A 17,233-nucleotide genomic window follows, 5' to 3' on the forward strand; every position below is an offset into this window, starting at 1 on the left:
ATTTAATGTCACGCAACCAAGCACAGGCGCAGATGCTGCGTCGGTCTACGCTGGCGCTCGCCCTCGCGGCAGGCCTGGGACTTACGGGGGGCGTACACGCCCAGGCCACCACGGGCGCGATCGCTGGTACGGTCCAGCCAGGCAGCGTCACGACGGTGCAGGTCACCGGCAGCACCGGCTTCAGCCGTGAAGTACCGGTTGATGCGCAGGGTCGCTACACCATCAGCAACCTGCCGCTCGGCGCCTACACGGTGAATGCGAAGAACAACGGTGCCGTCGTTGATTCGCGCAAAAACGTCAGCATCAAGGTCGGCGGCAGCACGGATGTGTCGTTCACCGCCGCGGCGACCGCCGCCAACGCGCAGGCCCTGGAGTCGGTTACCGTCTCCGCCAACGCGCTCCCGCCGATCGATACCTCGCAGGTCGACTCGCGCACGGTCGTCACCTCCGAAACCCTCGCCCGCCTGCCGCTGGGCCGTAACGCCGAAGCCATCGCGCTCCTTGCGCCGGGCGCCGTGCCGGGCTCCAGCACGCTGGGCAACGGCCGCTACCGCACCGTCTCGTTCGGTGGTTCGGGCGCTTCTGAGAACGCCTACTACATCAATGGCTACAACACGACCGACCCGTACAAGGCGCTCGGCGGCGTTGGCCTGCCCTACGGCGCCATCGACCAGCAGGAAGTCTATACCGGCGGTTATTCGGCGAAGTACGGCCGCTCCGACGGCGGCGTGATTTCGCAGGTCGGCAAGCGCGGTACCAACGAATGGCACTTCGGTGCGCAGGTGCTCTGGGAGCCGCGTTTCGCTGCCTCCTCACTGGGCACCGAGTACTACGGCACCCGCGCACTCCCGCCGGGCTATGGCTACCAGGATGAGAGCAAGGTCGGCACGCCGTACCGTGACTACAAGGACAACACCAAGTGGACGACGACCTACAGCGCGTATGTCGGCGGCCCGCTGATCAAGGACAAGCTGTTCTTCTTCGTCGCCGCGGAAGCGGAAAAGTCCGAAGGCGACAGCACCTCGTCGGTTGAAGCGAACCCGGTGGCAACGAACCACTACACGTACAACCTTCCGAAGTACTACGCCAAGCTCGACTGGAACATCAACGATTCCAACATCCTCGAGCTCACCGGCATCCATTCGACCGATGAGCAGCGTGGCGTTTACACCGGCTACGACTATGACACCCGCTCGCATACCGGCCTGACCGGTGCCGATGCCAATACCTCGAAGATCACCTCGAAGTTCGCGATCGCAAAGTACACCTCGTATATCACTGATGACCTGACCCTGTCGGCAACCTATGCCAAGGGCTGGACGGACGATTACCTGGCCAACCCGACACCGAACATCGATAGCCAGCCGTACATCAACTTCCCGGAAAACCAGAACCCGGCACTCAACGGCGGCAACCCGATCACCAACCTGAACCCGTCCAACCAGACGCAGGATCCGGGCGCGGGCAGCCGTACCCACGGTCTCCGCATCGATCTCGACTGGCAGGTCGGCGACCACCACCTGGCGGGTGGTATCGACAACATGCACTACCGCGGGCTCAACGAAGGTATCGCCACGAGCGGCCCTGGGTATTACTGGCAGTACGGCCACTCCGCCAACCCGGACACTCCGATCAGCGGCGCGCTGGGTGCGGGTGCACCGGGCGGCGATGGCTACTACGTCAGCCAGCGCATTTTCTCGTCGGTCACCAATATGTCGCTAGACCAGCGCGCCCAGTACCTGGAAGACCGCTGGCAGGTCACGGACAAGGTGCTGGTCAGCATCGGTATCCGTAACGACGGCTTCAAGAACTTCAACGACAAGAACAAGCCCTACGTGAACAACCAGGCGCAGTGGGCTCCGCGCCTCGGCGCCACGTGGGACGTGTTCGGCGATTCCAGCCTGAAGATCTACGGCAACCTGGGTCGCTACTACCTCGCGCTGCCGAACAACGTGGCCGTGCGTGGCGCATCGCCCTCCACGCTCACCTACGAGTACTTCAACTACACCGGCATCGACCAGTACGGCCGCCCGACCGGCCTGACCTCGCTGAGCGCCAACGGCCCGGCCTCGCCCGATGGCGAGTACGGCCAGCCGGTCGATGCGCAGGCAGTTGCCGCGCGCGACCTGAAGAGCCAGTACCAGGACGAAGCCATCTTCGGCTTCGACAAGCAGCTCGGCTCGGCATGGGTCACGGGCGCCAAGGTCACGGTGCGCAAGCTCCGCACCGCCATCGATGACGTCTGCGACACGGGCAAGATTGCCGACAAGATGGCCCGCGAAGGCCTGGACCCCGATTCGGTCAACATCCCGGGCTGCGTTATCTTCAACCCGGGCTCGACGAACACGTTCAGCCTCGCCAACCTCGATGGCAGCGGCCGCACCGAAGTGAAGATGAACCAGGAGGACTGGGGCTTCTCGCAGAAGGCCAAGCGCGCTTATTACGCCCTCGACCTGTACCTTGACCATCCGTACGACGGCAAATGGCAGGGCCGCATCGACTACACCTTCTCGCGCTCGTACGGCAACACCGAAGGCCAGACCAAGTCGGATATCGGCCAGACCGATATCTCGAAGACGCAGGACTGGGATTCGGCTGAGCTGATGCGTTCCGCGAATGGCCTGCTGTCGAATGACCGCACTCACCAGCTGAAGGCTTACGGGTCCTATTCGCTCACCGATGAGTGGATGGTGTCCGGCAACCTGCGCCTGGCCTCCGGCTCGCCGAAGGAATGCCTGGGCTATGAAGATGCCCTGGCCGATCCGGATCCGATCGGTTACGGCTCGTCGTACCACAACTGCAACGGCCAGCCGTCGCCCCCGGGCGTCAAGCGCAATCCGTGGTTCAAGCAGCTCGACCTCGCGGTCACGTACCGCCCGGCGTTCTTCGACGGCAAGGCCTCGTTTGGCTTGCAGGTGTTCAACGTGAGCAATGAGCGCAAGCCGCTCAATAGCTTCTCGACGTATGAATCCGATACGCCGCAGACCGTGCTGAACAACTACGACCTCGGCCAGTTCTACCAGCAGCCGCGTTACGCACGCCTCACGGCGACGTACGACTTCTGATAGCGACGTGTCCCGGCCGGCGCCCTAGCCTGGGCGCCGGACCGAACTCCAGAACAATTTCCCCTTGGACAGGGGCAAGCAAACCTCCCCTCGCCGCCAGGATTCTGGCGGCGTTTTTTTGTTGGCGTCGAGAAACTGCGATTTTTCGTGCGCGACGACGTTGAGCGGTGCCCGGTAGGCCGCCAACGATCAGATTCGGAAAAACCCTACACGCCGACGCGGGCACCTCCCTGACATGTGCGACTTAGCATGCATACACCGCGCTACGCATGGAGAAACCGAAGCGATGATTGCCACATCCAAAGAGAGCACCACCCCGGCCCGGCGCCATCCCATCGCGCCCGGTGTTGCCCTGCACGATGCACCACCTGATCATCGCACCATGGAAACCCGACTCATTGATGTAGAAACCGGCCTCTCCGAGGTCCGGCAAGGCTTGGCCATTGTGGATGCGACGGTCGACAACCTGAAAGAGGTCATGGATGCACGAATGGAAGGCTTCGAGCGCCTCGTGACGTCCGAATTCGCGCAGGTTCGGGAGCTTATCGATGTAAGATCCACCTGTATGGATGCAAGACTCGTGGCTATCGATGCGAAGTTCGATGCCATGAACGCAGCGTCCCATTCGAAGTTCGATGCCATGAGCTCGAGATTCGAATCGAAACTCGATGTGATGAAAACGACGTTCGAATCGAAGTTTTGCGGTATCGATGCAAAGTTCGATGCCCTGGGCGCGACGTACGATTCGAAGATCGGCGTGATGAACACGACGTTCGAATTGAGGTTCTGCGGTATCGATGCAAAGATCGATACCCTGGGAGCTACGTTCGATTCGAAGCTCGATGTTATGAAAACGACATTCGATTCGAAGCTCGAAGCCATGGATGTGAAGTTCGATTCGAAATTCGAGTCCATGAATTTGAAATTCGACAACGTGATCCAGCTCCTTGAGCGGCATCCCACGAAAATCCAGCTCCTGCTCGCCGCCGGTGCGTTCGTGTCAATCCTTCTCGCTGGCGTCCTTGCGTTCACGGAAGTGCTTCTGCGCGCATCGGGTCACCCGCTCTCCGCCGACGCCATTAAGGCCATTCGTGGCGAGTGAGCCATCAGCCATGAGGGCGCCGATTCATGCCACCTACGGGGCGCTTTCACCGGCCTGGTCCAGGCTCTCCGTCAGGATGCGGCGTACCTCAAGCACGGCTTGCGGTGTCTCCTGCACGCTATGGCCGGACACGATCACTTTTTCGCTCGCGGCACCCGCAAGGTGCGAACTCCAGTAAGGCACCAGGCCGTCGTTCGTTTCCTCCAGCGGCCCGTCGGGACTACGCCTGGCGATAATCGAGTGATAACGAACCTTCGAATCGATCGGCAGGTTGGCGGCCGCGCGGATGAACGGATCATCTGCGCGCAAGTTGTCGATGCTGTTGGGAACCAGCGCAACCTTGTGACCCTGCGCCTCCCCATCATCCCCTGCCAGATCGGCCAGGATTCCTCCGAACTGGGTAACCACCGCGGCAGGCAGACGGATGAGGTTGGACACAAGCCGTGCCAGCCGGTTCGTGGCGAAGTCTGTACCGCGATGAGGCGCCGCAATGAAAATGGCCTCATCAAAGTTCGGTAACGCGTCGAAGCGCAAATAAGGACTTACATCCTTGGCGCGGCGCGATAGAAAAGCGCGCCTGCGTGCACTGCCCTGCGCCACGTCATCCCAGATCATGTCGCCTGAAGAAGAGACCATCAGCCGCGCCAGGATGCCGCCCATGCTGTGGCCAATGATCACCATATCCTGCGAGGCAACGGCATGCCCCGTGGGATCGAAGTGAGCGAGCGTTCGGGCGAATACATCGCGAATCGCACGGTTATTCAAGGCAATCGGCATGTTGGTGGGGTAGTACACCTGCCACACCTGGAAGTGCCGGCGCAGGCGCTCATCACCGAGGATATCGTTGGCGACATTCACCCACGCCTCGGGGCTGGAAGCCAGGCCATGCAGGAGCAGGATAACCCTGCGATTCGGGTCGTACGGCTGCATCAAATAGATGCGTGGCTCGTTGACGCCGCCAGCACGCCCGAAGAGCGTGGCGAGCGATTGGGTGGCGAAGCCGGAGCGCGCCAGCCAAAGCCCGTAGCCCGCCGTAAAGTTGCCCGCGAGGGGCACGGTCGTTTCGCCCACCGATACCGTTGCATCCTGAAAAGGGTCGTGGCCCTCCAGCACAGCACTGTGCGACGAGAGCACTGCATCCAGGTTATCGTCAGCGAAGCGGAGGAATGCGGTGGCGGAAGGTGTCGGCATGGCCTGATAGGCCTTGTCAGGCACCCCACCCGCCTCAGGTCTGAGATCCACTACGAGTTCCGCACCCAGGCCGTCGCGCCGATAGGTGCTGCGAATGCCCTGAAAGCGCAGGCCCGAGGCCGCCACGACTTCGCGCGGCCGTTCGTTTGCCCACGACAATGAGTGCAGGTCGACGGCTACATGGGTCTGCCCAACCTCCGTGGCCAGGCCCACCCCCGGCCGCTCGTGGGCGCGATGTCCCAGCGCCACGGCAAACTGCTGGACCGCGTAGTTGTAGTAATCGCGCACCTGGGTCTGCCGATCCTCGAATGCGCGTTCCGACGCATTCCGCTCCGTGAAGAAGAGGTACGCGTAGGCGTGGCGCGCCACCTCAAGGTAGGCCTCGACACGCGCTTGCTCAGCTTGCGGGCCGGCGCCCAAGGCGTTGCCGGTGGCCCGGGCCACCCACAGTTCGGCGATAGCCGATTGCCGACGCTCTTCCGCCATCGGGCTAACAGCCGTTAGCGCACTGATGCACGGGAGGGGTGCACGCTCACACGGTTCGTCATCAAGACCGGCCATGGCCAGGGTTTCCGCCGTCTGGCCGCTCAGGTGCCGGCCGGAGAGAATATCGCCACGGCGCTGGGCGATGTACTCGCGCGGGGAAACATTGCCCACGGTGACCATGGCGCAGCCCTGAATCAACGCGACCAGCAACGAAACGAAAAAAAGGGCTGGTGCCCGCTCGCGCAAACGCCCGTGCCGCACGCCGCGCCCTATTGCCCGGACTTCAGGCGGGCCCGGCGTATCATCGGCACGGCAGGCGCCTCGGGAGTGACTGCCGTGTAACGCAGGTAGCCGGCAGTCTCGCCCGCCTGGCGGCCCGTGTCCGCTGGATGGTTTATCCCATCCAGCACGGGCACTTCGTCGAAATCGAACGGACTGATCCCTTCAAGGCAGGCGACATTGATGCCGTACTGCGCATTGTTCGACCGGCGCTGATGAAACGTATAAATGCCACACGTCGAGCAGAAGTAATGCTTTGCCGTGCTGGTATTGAACTGGTACACGCTGAGGGCGTCCTCACCCTGCTCGATCGTGATGCCATCCAGCTCAGCGGAAACCGCGATGGCACCGCGCATCCGGCAGAAGGAACAATTGCAGCGGCGCGCCGTACGCAACCCATCGCTTAGCCGGACCGTGAAACGCACGGCGCCGCAATGGCACGCGCCTTTGGATTCGGTGATATCGGGCAGCATGGCGGGGACTCAGGCGGCTTTGATCCGGCAAGTATAGCGGCCCACCCCGAGACAGAAGCCCAGCCCTACAAAAACTCCCCCGAATGGCCGGTGAAAGCCGCCTCCATCACCGGCCCGTTCTTGCGATATGACCCGGGTCGTTCCTAAGAACTTTCCCCACCTGCCAGCCGCCCGAAAACGTGGCATCCTTCGCGCCATCGGACCACGACTACACGGCTAGGAGTTGGCAACGGTGATGAAAGGACGCACAGGCGGGCTCGGAGCCCGAAACACGCCCTGGCAATGGGGCCAGCACCTCGCAATTGCCGCCGCTTACGGCGCGGTATACGAGATCGCGCGCCACCTTTCCTTCCCCCAGTGGATGCTCACGTCCGGCCTGCGCCTGGCCGCACTCCTCCTGCTGCCCATCCGTTACTGGCCGGCGCTCGCGCTCGGCGAGGGCCTCCCGCTACTGGAAGATTCCGTAGCGAACGCGCACGACATGGGCCTGCCCTGGGCTATATCGGCATCCGTGCCCATGGTGGTCCTGTGGATGGCCGCGCTTAAGCCCATGCGGCGGCGTTGGTCTGCGTATGACGAGCGGGGCGGCGTGCGCCTGCCGTTGATCCTGGCAGCCGCCCTGGTCACGGCCGTTATCACCGCGATCGCCACCCTGCTCACCGCCCTGGCCGCCATCCTGCAGACGCCCACCGGTGCCTGGCCTGATCCGGCCACCGGGCCCATGGGCTATTTCCTCGCTTATTCGCTCGGCGCGTACCTTGGGGCGCTCACCCTCACTCCGACTATCCTGGCGTTGCATGAGCGCTTCCGGAGTCTGCGCGGCCAGCCGCTCACGGTGGCGGGTATCGTGCGCAGCCCGCTATTCAAGGACGTCGTGGCGTGGTTACTCCCCACCCTTGCCGCCCTCTTGTGGGTCAGTCTGGAGACGCACGACGATTTCGTGCGCCAGGCCGCCCGCCTGGCGTTACTTCTGCCCGTACTGGCCATGGCCGTGCGGCATGGCTGGCATGGCACCGCCATCGGCGGCATGGCCGCCAGTGTTGCGTTGGCCGTGGATGCGGCCGTGACCTCCCCCGGGCTGCTTGCCGAAGCAAGCACCATTCGCGTGGAAGCCGTCCTGGCCCTGGTGATCTCCGGATCCCTGCTCGTGGGCTACCGGGTACCCGCGGCACGCGCCGCGGCGTCCGCCCAGCGCCTGTAACGCACACCGGGGGCGACGCAACGCCGCCCCCGGTGGCCAGGCTGGATCAGGGGCCCTTGACGGAGCAGACCAGCGGGTTGCATGGCAGGTCCAGTGAATGGACGGCGGCCGTACCGGTGGAAGCCAGGACGAGGAAACCCATAACGAGGCACTTGGTGATCGAACGCATGGCGCACTCCCTCTTTCGTTGGATGGAGTCTTTAGCGTAGCCGAGCACCTGCCCGCCCCACCTGTACCGCAGGCGAACTGGCCGGAGATGTGCAGTGCGAGCCCCGACGGGGCCTTTGGGGCCGCGTTTAGCCCGCTTTCGCCAGGGGCAGGCTTAGTCGGGCGACAGCGCCTTGCGCGCCGTCGCGCCCGTGCAACTCCAGGGTGCCACCCTGGGCTTCCACGATCTGCCGCGACAGGGCCAGCCCGATGCCGGCACCATGCGTCTTCGTGGTGAAGAACGGGACGAACAGATTGCCGCTCGCTGGCAATCCCGGACCGCAATCGGTGACCTCGACCAGCACACGCGCATCGACGCGGCGCCAGCCGAGCAACACATCGTGATCACCACCCGCCTCCACCGCGTTGCGCAGCAGGTTGATCAGCACCTGTTCCAGCTGGTCGCGGTCGCCATGGCACTGCAGTGCTTCGCCAGGGGTGATGCGAATACGCACGTCGTCGAACAACCGCACGACTTGCTCACAGAATGGCGGGATATCCATCAGGGCGGGCTGAGGTGGCGGCAGGCGGGCGAGACGCGCGTACTGCCCAACGAACCGTTGCAACGCGGCGCTACGCTGCCCAATCACTTCCAGGCCATGGCGCAAGTCATCGTGCAGATCGTCGTCCACGGGCTTTCCCGCTGCGGGCAACACGCCCTTCAGCGTCTCCACGAGCGAACCAATCGGCGCCATGGAGTTTGTGATCTCGTGACTGAGCACGCGCAACAGACGACGGAATGCCAGCGCCTCTTCGTCACGCAACGCTCGCTCCATCGGCTGTACCACAAGCAGGCGTCCTTCCTGGCTGCGGCTACGCAACGCGGCATGCCCCACCTGCCAACGACCGGTCTGACTGGCAAAAACATGCGGCACAATCTCTCCCGAGGGCACATCGAAAAACGGCGCAAGACCTAACGTCATGGCATCGGTGCCGAGTAGTTCGTGTGCCGGCCGGCCCAGCAGGCGTTCGCCAGCCGGGTTGACCAGGCGAAGGCGGCCATCACGCTCAAAGGCAAATACGGCCCCATCCAGGGCGGCCAGCGTCTTGCTGAGCAACTGCAGCGATTCCTGCAAACCACGCTGCTCGTCCTGAAGCCGGGCGGCAAGCTCATTGAAGCGGCGGGCGATGTCACCGAAGTCATCAGCGCGTCCGGTCGCTGAAGCGCGCACGCCGTAGTCGCCCTCGCGCAGCGCTTCCAGCAGGTTCGCCACGGTGCGCAGTCGGTTAGGCCGCTCGCCCGCCACGTGCCCTGCCACAAGGGTAAGCGCCACGACGAGGATCAGCAGAGCCACCGCCTCCGCGGGCGCCGGTACGCCAACCACGAGGACACCTCCCAACGCGAGGATCGCAGGGAGCGCCACGACCAGGCCCGCCGCGTCGACCCTACTCCGTCTCATCACGCTGAAGCCCGTATTTCTCCAGGCGCCGGTACAACCGTTGACGGGTGATGCCAAGATGCTCCGCGGCACGCATGAGGTTACCGTCGTGGCGATCGATCGCCACGCGCAGCATCATGGCTTCCGCATCCTCCAATGTCATATCTTCCATGCCGCGCGACTTCGCTGCCTTACGCAAACGCAGGTCGCTTGCATGCATGCGGTCTCCGCCCAGCAGGGCCGCCCTTTCCATGGCGTGTGCCAGTTCCCGCACGTTGCCAGGCCATGCATGCTCGAGCATGGCGCGCTCTACCGCAGCATCCATCACGGGGGGTTCCCGACGGTAGCGACGGCTTGCCGTGGCGAGGTAGTGTCGGGCGAGTGGCACGATATCGTCCCGGCGCTCACGTAATGCCGGCAGGCGCAGCGGAAACACGCTGAGCCGATAGAGAAGGTCTTCCCGGAAACGACCTGCCTCCACCGCCGCATCAAGGTCGGCATTGGTCGCGGCCACCACGCGCACATCGACGCGCTGCGTACGCGATGCGCCGAGGCGTTCGAACTCACCCTCCTCCAGCACGCGCAGGAGCTTGGGCTGTTGCTCGAGCGGCAAGTTGCCGATCTCGTCGAGGAACAAGGTGCCGCCGTCGGCGGTTTCGAAACGACCGGCGCGATCCTGGCGCGCATCGGTATAGGCACCCTTCACGTGACCAAAGAGTTCCGCCTCGAACAGCGTAGGTGCCAGGCCACCGATATCCACCTTGACGAACGCCTGCCTGCGTCGAGGAGAAAGCTGGTGGATTCGCTTCGCCAACACGCTCTTGCCGGTGCCGTTCTCGCCCAGCAGAAGCACCGCCGCATCACTCATGGCGATGCGCGCCACATCCTCCATCAGCCGGCGCATGGCCGGCGATTCCGCCACGAAGACCTCGCCATCATCCAGCAGAAGTGCCTGCGCCTCGCTCAGGCGCCGCACGTCGCGCTCGCGGCGGCTCAGCGTGATACGCGACTCAAGCACACTGAGCAGCCGCGCGTTCTGCCACGGCTTCTCGATGAAATCGGCCGCGCCTTCGCGCATGGCCTCCACCGCCAGTTCTATGCTGGCCCAAGCGGTCATGGCGATGACGGGAACACCGGGCTTGAGAGATGCCAGGTCGCGAATCAAGGCAAGCCCTTCCTCGCCGGATGTCGTGTCCTTACCGTAGTTCATGTCGACAAGGACGGCGGCAACATCATCGCCCTGCGCCATCGCCAACGCGGCCTCAGGCGTCGCCGCCTCGCTGGTGCGGTAACCCGCATGCTTCAACAGCAGGCGAACGGCATCACGCACGGCCTCCTGGTCATCCACCACGAGGATATGCGGCTTGCTGCGATCGATATGGGTGGGTTCGGCCATGCGGGCAGTCTAATCAGTTGAATGAAAAAGCGGTTAGTCGATGCGCAGTGCCTGCATGGGCTTTACCCGCGCTGCGCGCCACGCTGGTGGGAAGCTCGCCAGCAGGCCCGATGCGCCAAGAACCAGGAGCACCGCCCCGATCGCCAATGGATCCAGGGCCTGGATGCCAAAGAGAAAGCTTGCCAGTAGGCGTGAAAGCACCATCGCGGCGGCCAGCCCAATGGCCAGGCCCAATCCCACCTGCATCGCGGCCGCGCGAATCACCGTGAACAGCAGCCGGTAGCGCGTTGCCCCTAGTGCTGCGCGCACACCGTACTCGTGCCGATGCGCGGCCACCGCTACGGACATCACGGCATATAGCCCCACGGATGCAAGCAGCAGCGCCAGGCCGGCGAACAACCCCACGAGCAGCAGGTTGAGGCGTTGTGCACTGGTGGTGGATCCCACCACCGCCTCAAGCGTTTGCACATTGGCTATCGGCTGGCCGGGAGCCACCTCGTTCACGGCATCGCGCAACGCACCGTCGTTTAGCCCCATGCCCGGGTGAAGGCGGACCGCAAAGCTCAGCGGACCGAACTGTCGCATGATCGACCAGATGCCTTCAGGCACCTGGGCCAACGGCGTATAGAGAATGGGCGGCATGGGTTCAGCAGGGCCGCGCTGGCGCACATCGCCGACCACCCCCACGATGCGCAGGGGACGCTGCCGATCGTTGTCCAGCCGCAGCATCACCACGCGGCCAACGACATTCCCATCGCCGAAGAACTTGCGTGCGAACGCGGCGCTCACCAGACAGACCGGGTCGGCACCCGCCGTGTCAGTGTCCTCGAACAGGCGGCCGGTCAACAGAGGCACACCGATCGCTTCGAGAAAGCCGGGGCTTGTCATGCGGTACTGCACACCCAGCGGCGAACCATTGGGTAGCACGATAGGCCAGTTCAACTGGGAGCCGGTCGGCAGGTTGCTGGATACACCCACCCCATCAACGGCTGATGACCGGCCCAGGCGTTCGCGCACCTTGCGCGTGAGCGCCGACACGTCGGCGACGGTGACGTACTGCTCTTTCACGGGCGAGAGGGTGAACGTCGCGATGTTGCTACGGGTGAAACCCATCGGCACGGATTCGAGCTCACGCAACGTGCGGGTGAACAAGGCCGCGCCAACCAGCAGGATGACGGCCACGGCGACCTGCGCCACGACCAGCACGCGCCCTGCTCGCCCATCCTCGCGACTGATACCGCCACGGCCACCACCTACCAGCTCGCGCCGCCAATCGCGGCGACGACCACGCCATACCGCCAGCAACGTTGCACCGGCCGCAGCAGAAAGCCCAGCGATCAACGCGAAGACGACGCTCATGCCGGTCAGCGCCACATGTTCGCCCCGTAGCCACTCGGGCGGCACGATATCGCCCATCAGCCTAAGGCCCAGCCAGGCCAGGAGCAGCCCTATGCCGGCGCCCAGCAAACCAATCAACAGGCCTTCGCCGAAGGCGGGCAAGCTAAGCCGGCCTGTCGATGAGCCAAGCGCGGCGCGCACGGCGCTGGCATGCGTACGGGTCAGCGAGCGCAGCAAGATCAAGCTGGCCAGGTTGATCACGGCGATCAGCAGCACGCACGCCGCCGCGCCAACGAAGAGCCATATCGTCTTGCCATGCTCGCCCACGTAGGCACCGCTCAGCAGCGGCATGGCCCTCGGCGGTTGCAGGCTCAACGCTTCGCGCGCACGGGCCGGATCGTCAGCCGACGCCAGGAGCAGCGGCGTGAGCGTCGCGGCTGTTTCCGCCGCGGCACCTGCGAGCGTGGCGCCTGGCTTGAGGCGCGCCACGATCTGCTGGTTCGTGGACATGTTCTGCGACAGTGGATCGGGCTGCATCGACAACACCATGTCGAGCGAAACCGGCCACTGGAAATCACGGGCCAACACGCCAATGATCTGCACGCCCCGCCCTTCCACCTGCAATGTCTGGCCGACCACGGCGGGATCACCGCCGAATCGCGACTGCCAGAATGCGTGCGTGAGGATCACCGCGCCGGGCCCGTTGGGGCGATTCTCCGCCTCGTCGAAATTGCGGCCCAATGCCATCGGCAAGCCTAGTGTCTCGAAGAAGCCGCGATCCGCGTGCGTGGCCAACGCCACTTCAGGGCGGCCGCCGGGCGCGATATTCACGTTGACATTGCCGCCATCGATCATCCCGGCCGATTCGATCGACGGCATGGCTCGCAACGGCGCGTAGTAGCCTGGCGCGGCGGCATTCCCGTAGTCATCCATGTATGTGCCCAGCGTGACGAGGCGCTCGGCGTGTGGGAACGGCAACGGCTTCAGCAATGCCTGGTCCAGCAAGGCGAACATCGCGGTGATCGTGGCCACGCCAAGCGATAACGTGAATACCGCTAGCATAAGGAACGCTGGTCGGCGGAACATTCCGCGCCACGTCTGGCGTAACTCAATGAGCGCGACCGTCACGGATATCACGGCGTTACCTCGCGTAACAGCGGCATGTCGCTGTCTTCTTCGTTGCGCAGCCGCTCGAAGGTGTCTTCATCCACGATGCAGCCATCGAGCATGTGCACGATACGGCCAGCCCGGCGGGCGAAGGCCGGATCGTGGGTCACCATGCACAGCGTGGCACCGTCGCGATTCAGCTGCTCCAGCAGCTGCATCACCGCTTCACCGTTGCGTGAATCCAGGTTGCCCGAGGGCTCGTCCGCCAGCAGGATGCGCGGCTCGCCCACCAGGGCACGCGCCACGGCCACGCGTTGCTGCTGGCCGCCGGAAAGCTGCCCCGGAAAGTGGCGGTTACGGTGGCTCATGCCGACCTGATCCAACACTTCACGCACGCGACGCTGGGCCACGTCGCGCCGGTAGTCATCGCGAAATGTCAGCGGCAGTGCAACGTTCTCTTCGACGGTAAGGTCGGCGATCAGGTTGAACGCCTGGAAGATGAAACCAATCTTCGCGTTGCGCACGCGTGCCTGGCTGCGCGGGTCCAGCCCGGCCACATCGCTGCCATCGAGAAGGAAACGCCCTGTGCTAGGCGAATCAAGCAGGCCAAGCATCGACAGGAGGGTGGACTTGCCGCAGCCGGAGGGCCCCGTGATGGCGACGAAGTCGCCCGCGTGGATATCCAGCGAGACGCCGGAAAGCGCGTGGGTCTCCACCTCATCGGTATGGAACACCTTGCCCAGGCCCTCCAGGCGGATCAGCGGTGCGCGGTCATTCGCGGTCGTCGCAGGGGTCATCAGGTCGCTCTCCATCTCAACGTAGTCGTAGGGTGTCATAGCCGTTCCACTGGCTGGTATCTGAAAGAATGGCCTGGTCACCTGCGTGCAAACCCTCGAGCACCGCGGCGCGGTCGCTTGACATGGCACCGTAGCGTACCGACACGCGGTGGGCTTCGTTATCGCCAGGATGAATCACGAAGAGCGAGCCAGCCTGGTCGGCGCCGGCGCCGTAGGGGCGGCCGACGTTCACGACGTTGGCAAGCGTGCCAAGGACCACGCGGCCTTCGACCGAAAGATCGGGACGCGCACCCGCTGGCAAGGGCTTCTCAAAGGCAACGTCGACAGTGACGCTGCCGTTGCGCACCGAGGGGTCAACACGGATGAGCCGCCCCGTGACGTGGCCATTGCGCGTGTCGACATCCACAGGCAGATCGAGGGCCACCTCGTTGGCGAGGGCTTCGGGTACCTGTAAGCGGGCAATCAGGTCATCGGGCCGGGCAACCCGGGCCAGCTTCCCGCCGGACGGGATCTGCTGGCCGGGCTCCACGTCCACCTGCTGCAGGATGCCGTCGATGCCAGCGCGAACACCCAAGGCATCCAGTTGCTGCCGTGCAATCGCCAGTGCGCTCATGGCCTCATCGCGCTTGGCCTCTTCCGAACGTACTTGAGCTTCGATATTGGCCTTGATCGCGGTTACGCGCTGCTCCTGTATCGCGAGGCGCTTGCGGTCCTGTTCAACCGTGATCTTGCTCTGCTTCACCTCGATCTCGGCCGAGGCGCCCTTCTCGAACGCGCGCTCGTTTGCGACGCGCTTGATGTCGGCGGTCAGCAGGTCGGATTCGGCCTGGGTTTGCATTGATTGGGCATCGAGCAGCTGTGAGTGCAGGAGGGCCTTCTGCGCAGCTACGGCGGCTTCCGCACCCGCAAGCGCCGCCTTCTGCTTCGCGAAGTTGGCCTGCAGCTCCGGGTTCACCAATTGCAGGATCAGCGTATCCGCCGTAACCCGCGCCCCCGGCTCAACGACCACCTGCTGCACCGTGGCCGGCGCACCCGCCGTAATCCAGCGGACCTGGCGAGGTACAAGCGTGCCGTTGGCGCGGATCTCTCGCTTCATCTCACCCTGCTCGGCGGTGCCGATCCAGACGTCGGAGCGTTTCACCGTCGGGGCCGCCCGGCCCAGGGCCAGCGAGACGGCCAAGACCAGCGCCAGCCCGGCGGCAATGCCGGCTAGCCACCAGGTGCGGGGGCGGCGGAGAACAGGGGTCGCGGCTTTTGCAATATCCATACGGGGCACACAGCACGGGGCGTGCCAACGCGCTGAATGGCTCTGGGGCGCCGTTTAACGGCACAGTGAGCGTACGAAGGCGGACAGGTTGTGTACGGTTTCGGGGGACAACTTCGCTTGGCCTGCCTCGGCTTAACATCCATTCATGTACTGGCGAGTATATTTATTCCCAAGGTTGCCGAGAGGCACCGGTCCCACGCATCTCCGGCTGTTCCCCTGCAGCCTTTGCATTGATGGACGTACACCCAAGCCCGCGGCCCCCTCCGCGGGCTTTTTATTTGTCTTGGGCGCGCTTGTAAGGGAAGTACTACGCAACGATGCGGGCACGTCTTGCGCGGAAAGCACTTAGCCTAAGGGCAACTGGTCAAACCAAGGGTCAGTACGTCCATGGCTGCACGACTTCGCGATTACCGCGCTAACGGAGCAATACCTTCGGGCGTAGCCATGCAAAACAAACCGCCTCGAGAAGCGCTCATGGAAGCAAAAATAAGCAAGCTCGAATCCGACGTCGGCCATATCCGACGTGATGTGGCCGACATACGCACCGACATGCGTGACGTCAGGGAACGCGTGGGGGCTCTCGAATGTGCCGTCGCACGAACAGAAGCTCGATTGGGCGCCATGGATGCAAAGATTGATGGCGTCCGCCAAGCGCTGAATGAGAAGATCGATGGCTTCAACCAAGCGTTGAATGACAAGATTGATGGCGTGCACCAAACGCTGAACGACAAGATTGATGGCTTAAACCAAACGTTGAACAACAAGATCGATGGCTTCAACCAATCGTTACACGAAAAGATCGATGGCGTGCATCGCTCGCTCATTGAGAAGATAGACAGTCTTGCCGATCGGTATATGACGAAGCATCAGTTTGCCCTCTGGGCCCTTGCCGGAACCACCGCGCTACTGATGTCGGCTGCGGCGTTAATCGCCGTCCTTCTTCGTGCAAGCGGTCACCCGGTTGTGGCTGAGGTTTTCGAGGCCTTGCGTGGCTGATGTTCAGGCTTCACCCCATCGCCAATCCTTCTCAAGCGCTTCCGCGCAAAACGAAACGAATGCCCTGACCTTCGGCGCCAGGTGCTGTGCGTTGGCGTATAGCGCATGCAGCGGTGCGGCCGGGATCGCATGATCCGGTAACACGCGGACGAGCCGCCCGGTGCCGAGGTCATCACCCACGTCCCATATCGACTTTTGCACAATGCCTCCGCCTGCCAGCGCCAGGGAGTGCGCTGCTTCACCGTCATTGGTGACATAGGCGGGATTCACCCGTACGGATGTCTCGCCCTCCTTGTCCCTAAAGGTCCACTCACGGGTCGGATGTTCACCGAAGATGATGCAATCGTGTTTTGCCAGTGCCGCAGGCTCCTTCGGCATACCATGGAGGGCGAGGTATGCAGGCGCTGCGCACAGGATCCGATAATTGGGGGCGAGCCGCCGCGCGATATGCGATGAATCGGCCAGGGCACCAAAGCGAATGGCCACATCGATGCCGTCCTCAACGATATCGACCAAGGCGTCGCTCAATGTGAGTTGCACGCACACCTCGGGGTGCACCTCGCGGAACGCGACGGCCAGGGGCGCAATGCGCCGCCGGCCGAAGGCTCGCGGCGCCGCAACCCGCAACACGCCTGTCACGGCATCACGGGTTCGGGACACCGCCGCTTCGGCCTCCTGTACCTCGGCAAGGATTCTCACGCAGCGGGCGTGGAAGGCCTCGCCCTCCTCCGTCAGCGACTGTCTGCGGGTGGTCCGCTGCAGCAGCCGGACGCCCAGGCGCTCTTCAAGCGCCGTCAGTCGCTTGCTGACCACGGCCAGGGACAGATCCAGCTCCCGGGCCGCCCCGGACAAGCTGCCCGTGGCGACGATACGGGCAAAGATGGTCAGTTCGAGCAGGTTGTCGAGCATTGTTTATGGTCCGGCAAGAGTCTTTCGGGGTAGCGATGCT

At 63.7% G+C, this 17,233-nt stretch carries 12 protein-coding genes and 1 pseudogene; 4 read left to right on the forward strand and 9 right to left on the reverse strand.

The genetic code is table 11. The features are described from left to right. Positions 1-5 precede the first annotated feature (5 nt). Together L2Y97_RS12140 and L2Y97_RS12145 are read left to right on the forward strand one after the other, a co-directional pair. Positions 6-3,065 (forward strand): TonB-dependent receptor, encoded by a 3,060-nt coding sequence (locus L2Y97_RS12140; RefSeq protein WP_247426751.1) that lies wholly within the window; start codon positions 6-8, stop codon positions 3,063-3,065. Positions 3,066-3,447: 382 nt separating this feature from the next. Continuing rightward, on the forward strand, positions 3,448-4,167 hold the full coding sequence (locus L2Y97_RS12145) for a hypothetical protein (RefSeq protein ID WP_247426753.1): 720 nt from the start codon (positions 3,448-3,450) through the stop codon (positions 4,165-4,167). A 33-nt stretch (positions 4,168-4,200) separates the two neighbouring features. Here the strand turns inward: L2Y97_RS12145 and L2Y97_RS12150 are convergent, their stop codons facing one another. Both L2Y97_RS12150 and L2Y97_RS12155 read right to left on the reverse strand, forming a co-directional pair. Continuing rightward, positions 4,201-6,024, reverse strand: coding sequence for an esterase/lipase family protein (locus tag L2Y97_RS12150; RefSeq protein WP_247426755.1), 1,824 nt, complete (start codon positions 6,022-6,024; stop codon positions 4,201-4,203). A 200-nt stretch (positions 6,025-6,224) separates the two neighbouring features. Then, positions 6,225-6,596 (reverse strand): annotated as a pseudogene (locus L2Y97_RS12155) (GFA family protein); the annotation flags it as partial. A 235-nt stretch (positions 6,597-6,831) separates the two neighbouring features. On the opposite strand from L2Y97_RS12155, the gene L2Y97_RS12160 reads away from it, so the two are divergent. Next, positions 6,832-7,797 (forward strand): MASE1 domain-containing protein, encoded by a 966-nt coding sequence (locus L2Y97_RS12160; RefSeq protein ID WP_247426756.1) that lies wholly within the window; start codon positions 6,832-6,834, stop codon positions 7,795-7,797. 46 nt (positions 7,798-7,843) lie between these two features. Here L2Y97_RS12160 and L2Y97_RS22370 read toward each other — a convergent pair whose 3' ends face one another. The 6 genes from L2Y97_RS22370 to L2Y97_RS12185 form a co-directional block, all read right to left on the reverse strand. After that, positions 7,844-7,966, reverse strand: coding sequence for a hypothetical protein (locus L2Y97_RS22370; RefSeq protein ID WP_256452044.1), 123 nt, complete (start codon positions 7,964-7,966; stop codon positions 7,844-7,846). A gap of 127 nt (positions 7,967-8,093) precedes the next feature. Next, the gene (locus tag L2Y97_RS12165) at positions 8,094-9,404 is read right to left on the reverse strand and encodes a sensor histidine kinase (RefSeq protein WP_247426758.1); all 1,311 of its coding nucleotides are present in this window, start codon (positions 9,402-9,404) and stop codon (positions 8,094-8,096) included. Next, entirely contained in the window at positions 9,391-10,779 is a 1,389-nt protein-coding gene (locus L2Y97_RS12170; RefSeq protein WP_247426760.1) for a sigma-54-dependent transcriptional regulator, read from the reverse strand. The genes L2Y97_RS12165 and L2Y97_RS12170 overlap by 14 nt, the downstream gene beginning before the upstream one ends. A gap of 33 nt (positions 10,780-10,812) precedes the next feature. After that, positions 10,813-13,179, reverse strand: coding sequence for an ADOP family duplicated permease (locus L2Y97_RS12175; RefSeq protein WP_247426762.1), 2,367 nt, complete (start codon positions 13,177-13,179; stop codon positions 10,813-10,815). A 71-nt stretch (positions 13,180-13,250) separates the two neighbouring features. Next, positions 13,251-14,021 carry an ABC transporter ATP-binding protein gene (locus tag L2Y97_RS12180; RefSeq protein ID WP_343218402.1) on the reverse strand — a complete coding sequence of 257 codons (771 nt, stop codon included), beginning with the start codon at positions 14,019-14,021 and terminating at the stop codon, positions 13,251-13,253. A 16-nt stretch (positions 14,022-14,037) separates the two neighbouring features. Continuing rightward, positions 14,038-15,288: an efflux RND transporter periplasmic adaptor subunit gene (locus L2Y97_RS12185; RefSeq protein WP_247426768.1), complete on the reverse strand. Its 1,251-nt coding sequence runs from the start codon at positions 15,286-15,288 to the stop codon at positions 14,038-14,040. A gap of 387 nt (positions 15,289-15,675) precedes the next feature. Between L2Y97_RS12185 and L2Y97_RS12190 the strand changes: the two genes are divergently transcribed. Beyond that, positions 15,676-16,284 carry a hypothetical protein gene (locus L2Y97_RS12190; protein ID WP_247426771.1) on the forward strand — a complete coding sequence of 203 codons (609 nt, stop codon included), beginning with the start codon at positions 15,676-15,678 and terminating at the stop codon, positions 16,282-16,284. A 3-nt stretch (positions 16,285-16,287) separates the two neighbouring features. Here the strand turns inward: L2Y97_RS12190 and L2Y97_RS12195 are convergent, their stop codons facing one another. Next, positions 16,288-17,193, reverse strand: a complete 906-nt coding sequence (locus L2Y97_RS12195; RefSeq protein ID WP_247426774.1) for a LysR family transcriptional regulator — start codon at positions 17,191-17,193, stop codon at positions 16,288-16,290. Positions 17,194-17,233 lie beyond the last annotated feature (40 nt).

Source organism: Luteibacter aegosomatissinici (assembly GCF_023078495.1).
GTDB classification, from domain to species: Bacteria; Pseudomonadota; Gammaproteobacteria; order Xanthomonadales; family Rhodanobacteraceae; genus Luteibacter; species Luteibacter aegosomatissinici.